The following is a 15,908-nucleotide window of genomic DNA, read 5'->3' on the forward strand; positions in this document are numbered from 1 at the left end:
TCGGGCTGATACCCTGGCTGACGGCCGTTTGTGTACGCACCCCCGGAGCTGTCGGCCCCGGAGGCCGCGCCCGACGGATCCCCGCCTCCCGAGTTACGGAAGCTCCCCTGAGAAGTGGACCAGGGGCACTCGGTGGCCACCCAACAGACTACGAGGAGTACGCGTGTCGCTCGACGCCGCTACGAAGAAGCAGATCATGACCGAGTTCGGCCAGAAGGAGGGCGACACCGGCTCCCCCGAGGTCCAGGTCGCGATGCTCTCGCGCCGTATCTCGGACCTGACCGAGCACCTCAAGACCCACAAGCACGACCACCACTCCCGTCGTGGTCTGCTGATCCTGGTCGGTCAGCGCCGTCGCCTTCTCCAGTACCTGGCGAAGAAGGACATCCAGCGCTTCCGTGCGCTGGTCGACCGCCTCGGCATCCGCCGCGGTGCGGCGGGCGCCAAGTAGGACGCCGTGAAGGGAGCGGTTCCCGAAGCGATCGGGGACCGCTCCCTTTGCCGTACGCCTGGAAACGTGCGCAGTGTCACACCCGCTTTGTAGTGTGGTAGCGCACGGCAGTATCACGAGGAGAAGTGCACCTCGCCGCCGCCGGTCCTCGGTAGTGGCCCCCGGGCTAGGAACCCCGGGTGCTTCGATCGAAGACCGGCCCGCACCAGACGGCGCGCTTCTCCGCGCAGGTCCCCCCGCCACACGGGCGGATCGGGACAAAAGACGAAAAGTAACGGAGAAAACACTAGTGGAGAACGAGACCCACTACGCCGAGGCCGTCATCGACAACGGCTCCTTCGGCACCCGCACCATCCGCTTCGAGACGGGCCGCCTGGCCAAGCAGGCCGCCGGCTCCGCCGTGGCGTACCTGGACGACGACACCATGGTGCTGTCGGCCACCACCGCCTCCAAGAAGCCCAAGGAAAACCTCGACTTCTTCCCCCTCACGGTGGACGTCGAGGAGCGGATGTACGCCGCAGGCAAGATCCCCGGCAGCTTCTTCCGCCGCGAGGGCCGTCCCTCCGAGGACGCCATCCTCACCTGTCGCCTGATCGACCGCCCGCTGCGCCCGTCCTTCAAGAAGGGCCTGCGCAACGAGATCCAGGTCGTCGCGACGATCATGGCCCTCAACCCCGACCACCTGTACGACGTCGTGGCGATCAACGCCGCCTCCGCGTCCACCCAGCTGGCCGGCCTGCCCTTCTCCGGCCCGATCGGCGGCGTCCGCGTCGCGCTGATCAACGGCCAGTGGGTCGCGTTCCCGACGCACACCGAGCTCGAGGACGCCGTCTTCGACATGGTCGTCGCGGGCCGCGCCCTGGAGGACGGCGACGTCGCGATCATGATGGTCGAGGCCGAGGCCACCGAGAAGACCATTCAGCTGGTCCAGGGCGGCGCCGAGGCGCCGACCGAGGAGGTCGTCGCCGCCGGTCTGGACGCCGCGAAGCCCTTCATCAAGGTGCTCTGCAAGGCCCAGGCCGACCTCGCCGCCAAGGCCGCCAAGCCGACCGGTGAGTTCCCGGTCTTCCTCGACTACCAGGACGACGTCCTGGAGGCCCTGACGGCCGCGGTCAAGAGCGAGCTCTCCCAGGCGCTCACCATCGCCGGCAAGCAGGACCGCGAGGCCGAGCTGGACCGCGTCAAGGAGATCGCCGCCGAGAAGCTGCTCCCGCAGTTCGAGGGCCGCGAGAAGGAGATCAGCGCGGCCTACCGCTCGCTGACCAAGTCCCTGGTCCGTGAGCGCGTCATCAAGGACAAGGTCCGCATCGACGGCCGCGGCGTCACGGACATCCGTACGCTCGCCGCCGAGGTCGAGGCCATCCCGCGCGTGCACGGCTCGGCGCTGTTCGAGCGTGGCGAGACCCAGATCCTGGGCGTCACCACCCTCAACATGCTCCGTATGGAGCAGCAGCTGGACACCCTTTCCCCGGTGACCCGCAAGCGCTACATGCACAACTACAACTTCCCGCCGTACTCCGTCGGCGAGACCGGCCGCGTCGGCTCCCCGAAGCGCCGCGAGATCGGCCACGGAGCGCTCGCCGAGCGCGCGATCGTGCCGGTCCTGCCGTCGCGCGAGGACTTCCCGTACGCGATCCGTCAGGTGTCCGAGGCTCTCGGCTCCAACGGCTCGACGTCCATGGGCTCGGTCTGCGCCTCCACCATGTCGCTGCTGAACGCCGGTGTGCCCCTCAAGGCCCCCGTCGCCGGTATCGCCATGGGTCTGATCTCCCAGGAGATCAACGGCGAGACGCACTACGTCGCCCTCACCGACATCCTCGGTGCGGAGGACGCCTTCGGTGACATGGACTTCAAGGTCGCCGGCACCAAGGAGTTCGTGACCGCCCTCCAGCTCGACACCAAGCTGGACGGCATCCCCGCCTCCGTCCTGGCCGCCGCTCTCAAGCAGGCCCGTGACGCCCGCCTCCACATCCTCGACGTGATGATGGAAGCGATCGACACGCCGGACGAGATGTCCCCGAACGCCCCGCGGATCATCACCGTCAAGATCCCCGTGGACAAGATCGGTGAGGTCATCGGCCCCAAGGGCAAGATGATCAACCAGATCCAGGAGGACACCGGCGCCGAGATCACGATCGAGGACGACGGCACCATCTACATCGGTGCCCAGGTCGGCTCGCAGGCCGAGGCGGCCCGCGCGACGATCAACTCGATCGCCAACCCGACCATGCCGGAGGTCGGCGAGCGCTACCTGGGCACGGTCGTGAAGACGACCACCTTCGGTGCGTTCGTGTCGCTGCTCCCGGGCAAGGACGGTCTGCTGCACATCTCGCAGATCCGCAAGCTCGCCGGCGGCAAGCGCGTGGAGAACGTCGAGGACGTCCTCGGCGTGGGCTCCAAGGTCCAGGTCGAGATCGCCGAGATCGACTCCCGGGGCAAGCTCTCCCTCATCCCCGTGATCGAGGGCGAGGGCGACGAAGAGAAGAAGGACGACACCGACCAGTGACGTCGACCAGCTCGACGGCGACGGCCCGCACCTCCTCGGAGGCGCGGGCCGTCGCCCGTACCCAAACCCTCATCCAGGGCACCAACGGCATCGGCACGGTCCGCAAGACCACCCTCCCGGGTGGCCTGCGCATCGTCACCGAGACGCTGCCCTCGGTCCGCTCCGCGACCTTCGGCATCTGGGCGCATGTGGGCTCCCGTGACGAGACGCCGTCCCTGAACGGCGCCACGCACTATCTGGAGCACCTCCTCTTCAAGGGCACGTCGAAGCGCAGCGCACTCGACATCTCCTCGGCCGTCGACGCGGTCGGCGGCGAGATGAACGCGTTCACGGCGAAGGAGTACACGTGCTACTACGCACGCGTACTCGACACCGACCTGCCCCTCGCCATCGACGTCGTCTGCGACATGCTGACCGGCTCGCTGATCCGCGAAGACGACGTCAACGTCGAGCGCGGCGCGATCCTCGAAGAGATCGCCATGACCGAGGACGACCCGGGCGACGGTGTGCACGACCTGTTCGCGCGCACCATGTTCGGCGACAACCCCCTCGGCCGCCCCGTCCTCGGCACGGTCGACACCGTCAACGCCCTCACCGCCGACCGCATCCGCCGCTTCTACAAGAAGCACTACGACCCCACCCACCTCGTGGTCGCGGCCGCCGGCAACGTCGACCACGACAAGGTCGTACGACAGGTCCGGGCCGCCTTCGAGAAGGCCGGTGCCTTCAAGAACCTCGAGGCCACGCCCATCGCCCCGCGCGACGGCATGCGCTCCCTGCGCACCGCGGGCCGCGTCGAGCTGATCGGCCGCAAGACCGAGCAGGCCCACGTCGTGCTCGGCATGCCCGGCCTCGCCCGCACCGACGACCGCCGCTGGGCGCTCGGTGTGCTGAACACCGCGCTCGGCGGTGGCATGTCGTCCCGCCTCTTCCAGGAGGTCAGGGAGAAGCGCGGGCTGGCGTACAGCGTCTACTCGTACACCTCCGGCTTCGCCGACTGCGGCCTGTTCGGCGTCTACGCCGGCTGCCGGCCCTCGCAGGTCCACGACGTGCTGAAGATCTGCCGCGACGAACTCGACCAGGTCGCCGCGAACGGTCTCTCGGACGACGAGATCGGCCGCGCCATCGGCCAGCTCCGGGGCTCCACGGTCCTGGGTCTGGAGGACACGGGCGCCCTGATGAACCGCATCGGCAAGAGCGAGCTGTGCTGGGGCGAGCAGATGTCCGTCGACGACATGCTGACCCGGATAGCGTCGGTCACCCCGGACGACGTCCGCGCGGTCGCCCGCGAGATCCTGGGGCGGCGCCCGTCGCTTTCGGTCATCGGCCCGCTGAAGGACAAGCAGGCGGCCCGACTGCACGAGGCCGTTGCCTGATCCACTCGGAAACCCCGGTTAGGAATCAAGAGATGAGCAAGCTGCGCGTGGCCGTCCTCGGTGCGAAGGGCCGCATCGGTTCCGAGGCGGTGCGGGCCGTCGAGGCGGCCGAGGACATGGAGCTGGTGGCCGCCCTCGGCCGGGGCGACAAGCTGGAGACCCTCGCCGGGGCCGGCGCCCAGGTCGTGGTCGAACTGACCACCCCCGCCTCGGTGATGGACAACCTCGAGTACTGCGTGGGTCACGGCATCCACGCGGTCGTCGGCACCACAGGCTGGACCGGCGATCGCCTCACGAAGCTGAAGGGCTGGCTGTACGCCTCCCCGGAGACGGGCGTCCTCATCGCGCCCAACTTCTCCGTTGGAGCCGTGCTGAACATGAAGTTCGCGCAGCTCGCCGCCCCGTACTTCGAGTCGGTGGAGGTCATCGAGCTGCACCACCCGAAGAAGGTCGACGCTCCCAGCGGTACGGCCACACGCACGGCCCAGCTCATCGCCTCGGCGCGTGCCGAGGCAGGCACGGCTCAGGCACCGGACGCGACGGAGACGGCCCTGGACGGCGCGCGGGGCGCGGACGTCGACGGGATCCCCGTCCACTCCGTCCGCCTGCGCGGTCTGCTGGCCCACCAAGAGGTCCTGCTGGGCGGCGAGGGCGAGACGCTCACCATCCGCCACGACTCCCTCCACCACAGCAGCTTCATGCCGGGCATCCTGCTCGGCGCGCGCCGAGTGGTGACCACCCCGGGCCTGACCTTCGGTCTGGAAAACTTCCTGGACCTGGGCTGACACCGTCATGCGAGCCAAGCTGTCCTACGCCGTCACGGCCGCCGTCCTGCTCGTCTACTTCGTGCTGGTCGGCAGCCGTGGCGTCATGCTCATCCAGTCCGGCACCCTGCTGACGGTCACCTTCGGCGTCGCGGTGCTGATCCTGCCGGTGATCGGACTGTGGTTCCTGTGGAAGAACACCCAGTTCGTCCGCAGGGCCAACGCCCTGTCCGCCGAGCTCGACGCCGAGGGCGGCCTGCCCGTCGACGAGCTGAAGCGCACGCCCGGCGGCCGGATCGACCGGGACTCGGCCGACGAGGTCTTCGCCAAGCGCAAGTCCGAGACCGAGGCGGCCCCCGACGACTGGCGCAGCTGGTTCCGCCTGGCGATCGCCTACCACGACGCCCGCGACACTCCGCGCGCCCGCAAGGCGATGCAGCGCGCCATAGCCCTGCACGACGGCAGGACGATCGAGGTCTAGCCGCACCTGTGCCGAAGGGGCCGGCCCGCATCTGCAGCGGACCGGCCCCTTCGGCACAGGTGACGTGTCAGGCCCGCCGGTACTCCGCCGCCCAGGCCTCCACCGCGTCCGCGGCCCGGTCGAACGCCTGGCCACGCGCCAGGAAGTCCGCGTTGTGCGAGGTCAGCAGCGGCCCCTCGGCCTCCGGCGACCGGCCCTGCCGTACGACGGTGAGGGCCTGCCCCTGAACGGTGCGCGGCAGTCCGAGCCAGCGCACCGGCTGCTGTGCCGTCCGCACGGTGACGACCTGCTCCCAGGACACCGTCCGGGTGAAGAGGAAGCTCACCCGACGCACTCCGCGGGCGCTCACCCACACCCCCATACGCAGCAGCCGCAACGCGCCGGCGATGACGAGGGCCGCGATGCCGAGCACCACACCGGCCCCGGACGGAGAGTCGGTGAGCGCGATGATCACCGCAGCGAACAGCACGTACGAGGCGAGCAGCAGAAGGATCGCGGCCGCGCCCACCCGCCAAGGACCGGGCCGGTAGGGGCGCCGCCAGCGGTCACGGTCGTCGAACGGCAACGCGACGTCGTCCGTCGTCTCGAATGCGCGGTCGGCCGTCAGGAAGGGCAGGGGCACGGCGGGTCCTCACTCGGTCCATACGGTGGGCTGTGCCCGGTGAGGCTATCCGCCGGTGTCCCCGCGAGCCACCTTCGGGGGCCCGGAGGGGTATGTCCCGCGCCATTCGGGTGTGGGGGAGCGTCAGTGCCCTTGCGAGGCCTGCGACTGCTGTGTCGGAGAGGGCGCCTGATCCTGTGACAGCGCCGGCGTCCCGAGAACCACCGAGCCCACGAGCCCGGCGACGATGGTGAGTCCCAGCAGCCAGCGCCCGGCTATCTCTCCTACGGCCGCCCGCTGACGGGGCGGCGGAGTGACATTGCTGCGGAACCTGTCGGCTTCGGCGACAAAGGCGAACGGTACGGGCTCGCGCCGACGCAACAGCATGGAGGTACTTCTCCCTTCGGGGATCGAACGAATCGCTGCTGTCTGTACAGACGAGCGACTGCCGCAAAAGGTGCCCGTTTTCGCCGACTTGATTCGGTCACGGCAGTGAAAGTCCCGTTTGGCGGGCCGTAGAGTGTCGTCGCCACCGAACGAGCTGGGAAGGACCCCCCGAACCGTGACCCCCACCCCCGACGACGATTTCAAGATCGAGCTGCGCGACGACGTCACCGTCGAACTGGTCAAGCACAGCGCGGCCGACTCCGACGTGCTGTTCGCCGCCAGGGTGTCGACCGTCGGAGAACAGTCCCTGGAAGAGCTGGGCAAGGACCCGGAGCGCTCCAAGGGCCTGATCAACTACCTCATGCGGGACCGGCACGGCAGCCCGTTCGAGCACAACTCCATGACTTTCTTCATCAGCGCCCCGATCCTCGTGTTCCGCGAGTTCATGCGGCACCGCGTGGGCTGGTCGTACAACGAGGAGTCCGGCCGCTACCGGGAGCTCCAGCCGGTCTTCTACGTCCCCGGCCCCGACCGCAAGCTCGTTCAGCAGGGCCGCCCCGGCAAGTACGTCTTCGTCGAGGGCACCCCGGAGCAGCACGCGTCCGTCGGAAGCGCCATGGAGGAGTCGTACCGCCAGGCGTACCGCGCCTACCAGGAGATGCTCGCGCAGGGCGTGGCCCGCGAAGTCGCCCGTTCGGTCCTGCCCGTCGGCCTGTTCTCCTCGATGTACGCCACCTGCAATGCCCGCTCGCTCATGCACTTCCTGGGCCTGCGCACCCAGCACGAGCAGGCGAAGGTGCCGTCCTTCCCGCAGCGGGAGATCGAGATGGTGGGCGAGAAGATGGAAGCGGAGTGGGCAGGGCTCATGCCGCTCACGCACGCCGCCTTCAACGCGAACGGCCGGGTCGCGCCGTAACGGACGCCTGTTTCCCCGTGGGGCACAGATGTGCGGGTCCACCTCGCGAAGTGTCCGTATTGCGGCATTTGGAGAAGTTCATCTAGCCTGATCAAACGGACCCGGCACTGCTTGAACCCCCGAGCAGGCAGTGCCGGGCTCCTCTTTTGTCCTGACTTTTCGCGCCCCCCTAGGGCAGACCCCGCCTTGAGCAACGAGTAGCGTGTCACCCATGGCTCCGACCTCCACTCCGCAGACCCCCTTCGGGCGGGTCCTCACCGCCATGGTCACGCCGTTCACGGCGGACGGCGCACTCGACCTCGACGGCGCTCAGCGGCTCGCCACCCACCTGGTGGACGCAGGCAACGACGGCCTGATCATCAACGGCACCACCGGTGAGTCCCCCACCACCAGCGACGCGGAGAAATCGGACCTCGTACGAGCCGTACTGGAGGCGGTCGGCGACCGCGCCCACGTTGTCGCCGGCGTCGGCACCAACGACACCCATCACAGCATCGAACTCGCCCGCGCCGCCGAGAAGACCGGCGCGCACGGCCTGCTGATCGTGACGCCGTACTACAACAAGCCCCCGCAGGAGGGCCTGTACCGGCACTTCAAGGCCGTCGCCGACGCCGCCGAGCTGCCCGTCATGCTCTACGACATCCCCGGCCGCAGCGGCGTCCCGATCAACTCCGAGACGCTGGTCCGCCTCGCCGCGCACCCGCGGATCGTCGCCAACAAGGATGCCAAGGGTGACCTCGGCCGCGCCAGCTGGGCCATCGCCCGCTCCGGCCTCGCCTGGTACTCCGGCGACGACATGCTGAACCTCCCGCTGCTCTCCGTGGGCGCGGTCGGCTTCGTCTCGGTCGTCGGCCACGTGGTCACCCCGGACCTGCGCGCCCTGGTCGAGGCGTTCACCTCCGGCGACGTCCAGAAGGCCACCGAGATCCACCAGAAGCTGCTCCCGGTCTACACCGGCATGTTCCGCACCCAGGGCGTGATGACGACCAAGGCGGCGCTCGCCCTGCAGGGCCTGCCCTCAGGACCGCTGCGCGCTCCGATGGTCGAGCTCTCTGCCGAGGAGGTCGAGCAGCTCAAGATCGATCTTGCTGCCGGCGGGGTACAGCTCTAACACCAGACTTCGCGCGCCCGGCGCGCAACAGGACTCAACAACTGAATACGCGGGCCACCGGTGCCCGCACACCACAACGACAAGTGCCACACGCACGAACGTCACGCGCGCCACGTGCCCCACCGGTACGTGGCGTGCGTGGTGAGGAGAGTCTTTTGAGTCATCCGCATCCCGAACTGGCCTCGCCCCCGCCGCTTCCCGAAGGCGGCCTGCGGGTCACCCCACTCGGCGGTCTCGGCGAGATCGGCCGAAACATGACGGTCTTCGAGTACGGCGGCCGCCTGCTCATCGTCGACTGCGGCGTGCTCTTCCCGGAGGAGGAGCAACCCGGAATCGACCTGATCCTGCCGGATTTCTCGTCCATCCGGGACCGCCTCGACGACATCGAGGGCATCGTCCTCACGCACGGCCACGAGGACCACATCGGCGGCGTCCCCTATCTCCTCCGAGAGAAGCCGGACATCCCGCTGATCGGCTCCAAGCTGACCCTCGCGCTCATCGAGGCCAAGCTTCAAGAGCACCGCATCCGCCCGTACACCCTCGAAGTGGTCGAGGGCCAACGCGAGCGCATCGGCCCCTTCGACTGCGAGTTCGTCGCGGTCAACCACTCCATCCCCGACGCCCTGGCCGTCGCCATCCGCACCCCTGCGGGCATGGTGGTGCACACGGGCGACTTCAAGATGGACCAGCTCCCGCTGGACGGCAGGCTCACCGACCTGCACGCCTTCGCGCGTCTGAGCGAGGAGGGCATCGACCTCCTCCTCGCGGACTCGACGAACGCCGAGGTTCCCGGGTTCGTTCCACCCGAGAAGGAGATCTCGAACGTCCTGCGGCAGGTCTTCGGCAGCGCCCGCAAGCGGATCATCGTGGCGAGCTTCGCCAGCCACGTCCACCGCATCCAGCAGATCCTGGATGCGGCCCACGAGCACGGCCGCCGGGTCGCCTTCGTCGGCCGCTCGATGGTCCGCAACATGGGCATCGCACGGGACCTCGGCTACCTGAAGGTCCCCCCGGGCCTGGTGGTCGACGTCAAGACGCTCGACGACCTCCCGGACCACGAGGTGGTCCTGGTCTGCACGGGCTCCCAGGGCGAACCCATGGCGGCCCTGTCCCGCATGGCCAACCGCGACCACCAGATCCGAATCGTCCAGGGCGACACGGTGATCCTCGCCTCCTCACTGATCCCGGGGAACGAGAACGCGGTCTACCGCGTGATCAACGGCCTGACCCGCTGGGGCGCCAACGTCGTCCACAAGGGCAACGCCAAGGTCCACGTCTCGGGCCATGCGTCCGCCGGCGAGCTCCTGTACTTCTACAACATCTGCCGGCCGAAAAACCTGATGCCGGTGCACGGCGAATGGCGGCACCTGCGCGCCAACGCGGAGCTGGGCGCCCTCACCGGCGTCCCGCACGACCGGATCGTCATCGCAGAGGACGGCGTGGTGGTCGACCTCGTCGAAGGCAAGGCGAAGATCGCGGGCAAGGTCCAGGCGGGTTACGTCTACGTCGACGGCCTCTCGGTCGGCGATGTCGGTGAGCCGGCGCTCAAGGACCGCAAGATCCTCGGCGACGAGGGCATCATCTCGGTCTTCCTGGTCGTCGACTCGTCCACCGGGAAGATCACGGGCGGCCCGCACATCCAGGCGCGCGGCTCGGGCATCGAGGACTCGGCGTTCGGCGACGTGCTCCCGAGGATCACCGAGGTCCTGGAACGCTCGGCGCAGGACGGCGTGGTCGAACCGCACCAGCTCCAGCAGCTGGTGCGACGGACCCTGGGCAAGTGGGTCTCCGACACGTATCGCCGCAGGCCGATGATCCTCCCGGTGGTGGTGGAGGTCTGACGGACCGTCGGACACCTGTCCGAGTGAACCAGGAGCGGGGCGCCTCGATTTGCATCGAGGCGCCCCGCTCCAGTAGGTTTACGGCTCCGCCAGAACGGGAACCCGGCCGCCTCGTGCGTCAGGACCAATCCCGATCGGGGCGGGAAATCCGACTCAGAACTTCTGATAAAGTCGGAACCGCCGGAAAGGGAAACGCGGAAGCGGGAACCTGGAAAGCGCCGAGGAAATCGGATCGGGAAACGGTCTGGTAGAGTCGGAAACGCAAGACCGAAGGGAAAAGCCCGGAGGAAAGCCCGAGAGGGTGAGTACAAAGGAAGCGTCCGTTCCTTGAGAACTCAACAGCGTGCCAAAAATCAACGCCAGATATGTTGATACCCCGTCTCCGGCCTTCATGGTCGTAGATGAGGTTCCTTTGAAGAATACACAGCGAGGACGCTGTGAGTGACTGCCTTATTCCGGTGGTTGCTCCGCTCTCGTGATGTGTGCACCCGATTACGGGTAAACATTCACGGAGAGTTTGATCCTGGCTCAGGACGAACGCTGGCGGCGTGCTTAACACATGCAAGTCGAACGATGAACCACTTCGGTGGGGATTAGTGGCGAACGGGTGAGTAACACGTGGGCAATCTGCCCTTCACTCTGGGACAAGCCCTGGAAACGGGGTCTAATACCGGATATCACTGCTACGGGCATCTGTGGTGGTTGAAAGCTCCGGCGGTGAAGGATGAGCCCGCGGCCTATCAGCTTGTTGGTGAGGTAATGGCTCACCAAGGCGACGACGGGTAGCCGGCCTGAGAGGGCGACCGGCCACACTGGGACTGAGACACGGCCCAGACTCCTACGGGAGGCAGCAGTGGGGAATATTGCACAATGGGCGAAAGCCTGATGCAGCGACGCCGCGTGAGGGATGACGGCCTTCGGGTTGTAAACCTCTTTCAGCAGGGAAGAAGCGAAAGTGACGGTACCTGCAGAAGAAGCGCCGGCTAACTACGTGCCAGCAGCCGCGGTAATACGTAGGGCGCAAGCGTTGTCCGGAATTATTGGGCGTAAAGAGCTCGTAGGCGGCTTGTCACGTCGGGTGTGAAAGCCCGGGGCTTAACCCCGGGTCTGCATTCGATACGGGCAGGCTAGAGTGTGGTAGGGGAGATCGGAATTCCTGGTGTAGCGGTGAAATGCGCAGATATCAGGAGGAACACCGGTGGCGAAGGCGGATCTCTGGGCCATTACTGACGCTGAGGAGCGAAAGCGTGGGGAGCGAACAGGATTAGATACCCTGGTAGTCCACGCCGTAAACGGTGGGAACTAGGTGTTGGCGACATTCCACGTCGTCGGTGCCGCAGCTAACGCATTAAGTTCCCCGCCTGGGGAGTACGGCCGCAAGGCTAAAACTCAAAGGAATTGACGGGGGCCCGCACAAGCAGCGGAGCATGTGGCTTAATTCGACGCAACGCGAAGAACCTTACCAAGGCTTGACATACGCCGGAAAGCATCAGAGATGGTGCCCCCCTTGTGGTCGGTGTACAGGTGGTGCATGGCTGTCGTCAGCTCGTGTCGTGAGATGTTGGGTTAAGTCCCGCAACGAGCGCAACCCTTGTCCTGTGTTGCCAGCGTGCCCTTCGGGGTGACGGGGACTCACAGGAGACCGCCGGGGTCAACTCGGAGGAAGGTGGGGACGACGTCAAGTCATCATGCCCCTTATGTCTTGGGCTGCACACGTGCTACAATGGCAGGTACAATGAGCTGCGATACCGTGAGGTGGAGCGAATCTCAAAAAGCCTGTCTCAGTTCGGATTGGGGTCTGCAACTCGACCCCATGAAGTCGGAGTTGCTAGTAATCGCAGATCAGCATTGCTGCGGTGAATACGTTCCCGGGCCTTGTACACACCGCCCGTCACGTCACGAAAGTCGGTAACACCCGAAGCCGGTGGCCCAACCCCCTTGTGGGGAGGGAGCTGTCGAAGGTGGGACTGGCGATTGGGACGAAGTCGTAACAAGGTAGCCGTACCGGAAGGTGCGGCTGGATCACCTCCTTTCTAAGGAGCATCTAGGCTGCCGGGCTTGCCCGGTGGTCCAGGGCCATTACGTCGGCACACGTTCGACGGTGGTTGCTCACGGGTGGAACGTTGATTATTCGGCATCGTCAGTCATCTCGGGCTGCAAGTACTGCTCTTCGGAGCGTGGAAAGCTGATCATGAGTGGCGGGGATGCCGGGCACGCTGTTGGGTGTCTGAGGGCACGGCCGTAAGGTCTGTCTTCGGGTGCCGGCCCCAGTGAACTCGGAGTGTAGCTCCGGGGTGATGGGTGGCTGGTCGTTGTTTGAGAACTGCACAGTGGACGCGAGCATCTGTGGCCAAGTTTTTAAGGGCGCACGGTGGATGCCTTGGCACCAGGAACCGATGAAGGACGTGGGAGGCCACGATAGTCCCCGGGGAGCCGTCAACCAGGCTTTGATCCGGGGGTTTCCGAATGGGGAAACCCGGCAGTCGTCATGGGCTGTCACCCATACCTGAACACATAGGGTATGTGGAGGGAACGCGGGGAAGTGAAACATCTCAGTACCCGCAGGAAGAGAAAACAACCGTGATTCCGGGAGTAGTGGCGAGCGAAACCGGATGAGGCCAAACCGTATACGTGTGAGACCCGGCAGGGGTTGCGTGTGCGGGGTTGTGGGATCTCTCTTTTACAGTCTGCCGGCTGTGAGGCGAGTCAGAAACCGTTGATGTAGACGAAGGACATGCGAAAGGTCCGGCGTAGAGGGTAAGACCCCCGTAGTCGAAACGTCAACGGCTCGTTTGAGAGACACCCAAGTAGCACGGGGCCCGAGAAATCCCGTGTGAATCTGGCGGGACCACCCGCTAAGCCTAAATATTCCCTGGTGACCGATAGCGGATAGTACCGTGAGGGAATGGTGAAAAGTACCGCGGGAGCGGAGTGAAATAGTACCTGAAACCGTGTGCCTACAAGCCGTGGGAGCGTCGCTCACAGAGTTTACTCTGTGGGTCGTGACTGCGTGCCTTTTGAAGAATGAGCCTGCGAGTTTGCGGTGTGTTGCGAGGTTAACCCGTGTGGGGAAGCCGTAGCGAAAGCGAGTCCGAATAGGGCGTTTCAGTAGCACGCTCAAGACCCGAAGCGGAGTGATCTAGCCATGGGCAGGTTGAAGCGGAGGTAAGACTTCGTGGAGGACCGAACCCACCAGGGTTGAAAACCTGGGGGATGACCTGTGGTTAGGGGTGAAAGGCCAATCAAACTCCGTGATAGCTGGTTCTCCCCGAAATGCATTTAGGTGCAGCGTCGTGTGTTTCTTGCCGGAGGTAGAGCACTGGATAGGCGATGGGCCCTACCGGGTTACTGACCTTAGCCAAACTCCGAATGCCGGTAAGTGAGAGCGCGGCAGTGAGACTGTGGGGGATAAGCTCCATGGTCGAGAGGGAAACAGCCCAGAGCATCGACTAAGGCCCCTAAGCGTACGCTAAGTGGGAAAGGATGTGGAGTCGCACAGACAACCAGGAGGTTGGCTTAGAAGCAGCCACCCTTGAAAGAGTGCGTAATAGCTCACTGGTCTAGTGATTCCGCGCCGACAATGTAGCGGGGCTCAAGCGTACCGCCGAAGTCGTGTCATTCATACAATAGGGCCAACGCCTGTATGGATGGGTAGGGGAGCGTCGTGTGCCGGGTGAAGCTGCAGCGGAAGCTAGTGGTGGACGGTTCACGAGTGAGAATGCAGGCATGAGTAGCGATACACACGTGGGAAACGTGTGCGCCGATTGACTAAGGGTTCCTGGGTCAAGCTGATCTGCCCAGGGTAAGTCGGGACCTAAGGCGAGGCCGACAGGCGTAGTCGATGGATAACCGGTTGATATTCCGGTACCCGCTGTGAAGCGTCAAACATTGAATCAGGCGATGCTAAGTCCGTGAAGCCGTTCCGGACCCTTCGGGGAATGGAAAGTGGTGGAGCCGGCGAACCAGACTTGTAGTAGGTGAGTGATGGGGTGACGCAGGAAGGTAGTCCATCCCGGGCGGTGGTTGTCCCGGGGTAAGGGTGTAGGACGAATGGTAGGCAAATCCGCCGTTCATTAAGTCTGAGACCTGATGCCGAGCCGATTGTGGTGAAGTGGATGATCCTATGCTGTCGAGAAAAGCCTCTAGCGAGTTTCATGGCGGCCCGTACCCTAAACCGACTCAGGTGGTCAGGTAGAGAATACCGAGGCGTTCGGGTGAACTATGGTTAAGGAACTCGGCAAAATGCCCCCGTAACTTCGGGAGAAGGGGGGCCATCACTGGTGATCCGATTTACTCGGTGAGCTGGGGGTGGCCGCAGAGACCAGCGAGAAGCGACTGTTTACTAAAAACACAGGTCCGTGCGAAGCCGTAAGGCGATGTATACGGACTGACGCCTGCCCGGTGCTGGAACGTTAAGGGGACCGGTTAGTCACATTTCGGTGTGGCGAAGCTGAGAACTTAAGCGCCAGTAAACGGCGGTGGTAACTATAACCATCCTAAGGTAGCGAAATTCCTTGTCGGGTAAGTTCCGACCTGCACGAATGGCGTAACGACTTCTCGACTGTCTCAACCATAGGCCCGGTGAAATTGCACTACGAGTAAAGATGCTCGTTTCGCGCAGCAGGACGGAAAGACCCCGGGACCTTTACTACAGTTTGATATTGGTGTTCGGTTCGGCTTGTGTAGGATAGCTGGGAGACTGTGAAGCGGGCACGCCAGTGTCTGTGGAGTCGTCGTTGAAATACCAGTCTGGTCGTGCTGGATGTCTAACCTGGGTCCGTGATCCGGATCAGGGACAGTGTCTGATGGGTAGTTTAACTGGGGCGGTTGCCTCCTAAAGAGTAACGGAGGCGCCCAAAGGTTCCCTCAGCCTGGTTGGCAATCAGGTGTTGAGTGTAAGTGCACAAGGGAGCTTGACTGTGAGACCGACGGGTCGAGCAGGGACGAAAGTCGGGACTAGTGATCCGGCGGTGGCTTGTGGAAGCGCCGTCGCTCAACGGATAAAAGGTACCCCGGGGATAACAGGCTGATCTTCCCCAAGAGTCCATATCGACGGGATGGTTTGGCACCTCGATGTCGGCTCGTCGCATCCTGGGGCTGGAGTCGGTCCCAAGGGTTGGGCTGTTCGCCCATTAAAGCGGTACGCGAGCTGGGTTTAGAACGTCGTGAGACAGTTCGGTCCCTATCCGCTGCGCGCGCAGGAATATTGAGAAGGGCTGTCCCTAGTACGAGAGGACCGGGACGGACGAACCTCTGGTGTGCCAGTTGTCCTGCCAAGGGCATGGCTGGTTGGCTACGTTCGGGAGGGATAACCGCTGAAAGCATCTAAGCGGGAAGCCTGCTTCGAGATGAGTATTCCCACCCCCTTTGAGGGGTTAAGGCTCCCAGTAGACGACTGGGTTGATAGGCCGGATCTGGAAGGCGGGTAACCGCTGGAGGTGACCGGTACTAATAGGCCGAGGGCTTGTCCTCAG

10 protein-coding genes and 2 rRNA genes are annotated in these 15,908 nt (G+C 64.9%); 10 read left to right on the top strand and 2 right to left on the bottom strand.

Features of this window, described 5'->3' with window-relative positions; translation table 11 throughout:
• Positions 1 to 163: 163 nt before the first annotated feature.
• The 5 genes from rpsO (at position 164) to OHT57_RS36100 (ending at position 5,578) form a co-directional block, all read left to right on the top strand.
• Positions 164 to 451, top strand: a complete 288-nt coding sequence (gene rpsO / locus OHT57_RS36080) for a 30S ribosomal protein S15 (RefSeq protein ID WP_007385095.1) — start codon at positions 164 to 166, stop codon at positions 449 to 451.
• 289 nt (positions 452 to 740) lie between these two features.
• Entirely contained in the window at positions 741 to 2,957 is a 2,217-nt protein-coding gene (locus tag OHT57_RS36085) for a polyribonucleotide nucleotidyltransferase (RefSeq protein WP_328750957.1), read from the top strand.
• On the top strand, positions 2,954 to 4,333 hold the full coding sequence (locus OHT57_RS36090; protein WP_328750958.1) for a M16 family metallopeptidase: 1,380 nt from the start codon (positions 2,954 to 2,956) through the stop codon (positions 4,331 to 4,333). The genes OHT57_RS36085 and OHT57_RS36090 overlap by 4 nt, the downstream gene beginning before the upstream one ends.
• A 32-nt stretch (positions 4,334 to 4,365) precedes the next feature.
• Positions 4,366 to 5,118, top strand: a complete 753-nt coding sequence (gene dapB / locus OHT57_RS36095) for a 4-hydroxy-tetrahydrodipicolinate reductase (protein ID WP_328750959.1) — start codon at positions 4,366 to 4,368, stop codon at positions 5,116 to 5,118.
• A gap of 7 nt (positions 5,119 to 5,125) precedes the next feature.
• Complete coding sequence (locus OHT57_RS36100; RefSeq protein WP_328750960.1) at positions 5,126 to 5,578, top strand: hypothetical protein; 453 nt, start codon at positions 5,126 to 5,128, stop codon at positions 5,576 to 5,578.
• A gap of 67 nt (positions 5,579 to 5,645) precedes the next feature.
• Here the strand turns inward: OHT57_RS36100 and OHT57_RS36105 are convergent, their stop codons facing one another.
• On the bottom strand, positions 5,646 to 6,200 hold the full coding sequence (locus OHT57_RS36105) for a hypothetical protein (protein ID WP_328750961.1): 555 nt from the start codon (positions 6,198 to 6,200) through the stop codon (positions 5,646 to 5,648).
• Positions 6,201 to 6,323: 123 nt separating this feature from the next.
• Complete coding sequence (locus tag OHT57_RS36110; RefSeq protein ID WP_328753422.1) at positions 6,324 to 6,563, bottom strand: hypothetical protein; 240 nt, start codon at positions 6,561 to 6,563, stop codon at positions 6,324 to 6,326.
• A 178-nt stretch (positions 6,564 to 6,741) separates the two neighbouring features.
• Here OHT57_RS36110 and thyX point away from each other — a divergent pair, with 178 nt between their 5' ends.
• The 5 genes from thyX (at position 6,742) to OHT57_RS36135 (ending at position 15,906) form a co-directional block, all read left to right on the top strand.
• Complete coding sequence (gene thyX / locus OHT57_RS36115; RefSeq protein ID WP_328750962.1) at positions 6,742 to 7,482, top strand: FAD-dependent thymidylate synthase; 741 nt, start codon at positions 6,742 to 6,744, stop codon at positions 7,480 to 7,482.
• 211 nt (positions 7,483 to 7,693) lie between these two features.
• A complete protein-coding gene (gene dapA, locus OHT57_RS36120; RefSeq protein ID WP_328750963.1) occupies positions 7,694 to 8,593 on the top strand; it encodes a 4-hydroxy-tetrahydrodipicolinate synthase in 900 nt (299 codons plus the stop codon).
• 155 nt (positions 8,594 to 8,748) lie between these two features.
• Positions 8,749 to 10,434 carry a ribonuclease J gene (locus tag OHT57_RS36125; protein WP_328750964.1) on the top strand — a complete coding sequence of 562 codons (1,686 nt, stop codon included), beginning with the start codon at positions 8,749 to 8,751 and terminating at the stop codon, positions 10,432 to 10,434.
• A gap of 505 nt (positions 10,435 to 10,939) precedes the next feature.
• Positions 10,940 to 12,467, top strand: a 16S ribosomal RNA gene (locus OHT57_RS36130).
• Positions 12,468 to 12,782: 315 nt separating this feature from the next.
• Positions 12,783 to 15,906, top strand: a 23S ribosomal RNA gene (locus tag OHT57_RS36135).
• Together the 16S and 23S rRNA genes form the textbook arrangement of a ribosomal RNA operon.
• The last annotated feature ends 2 nt before the right edge of the window (positions 15,907 to 15,908 follow it).

The organism is Streptomyces sp. NBC_00285 (genome assembly GCF_036174265.1).
Taxonomy (GTDB): Bacteria; Actinomycetota; Actinomycetes; order Streptomycetales; family Streptomycetaceae; genus Streptomyces.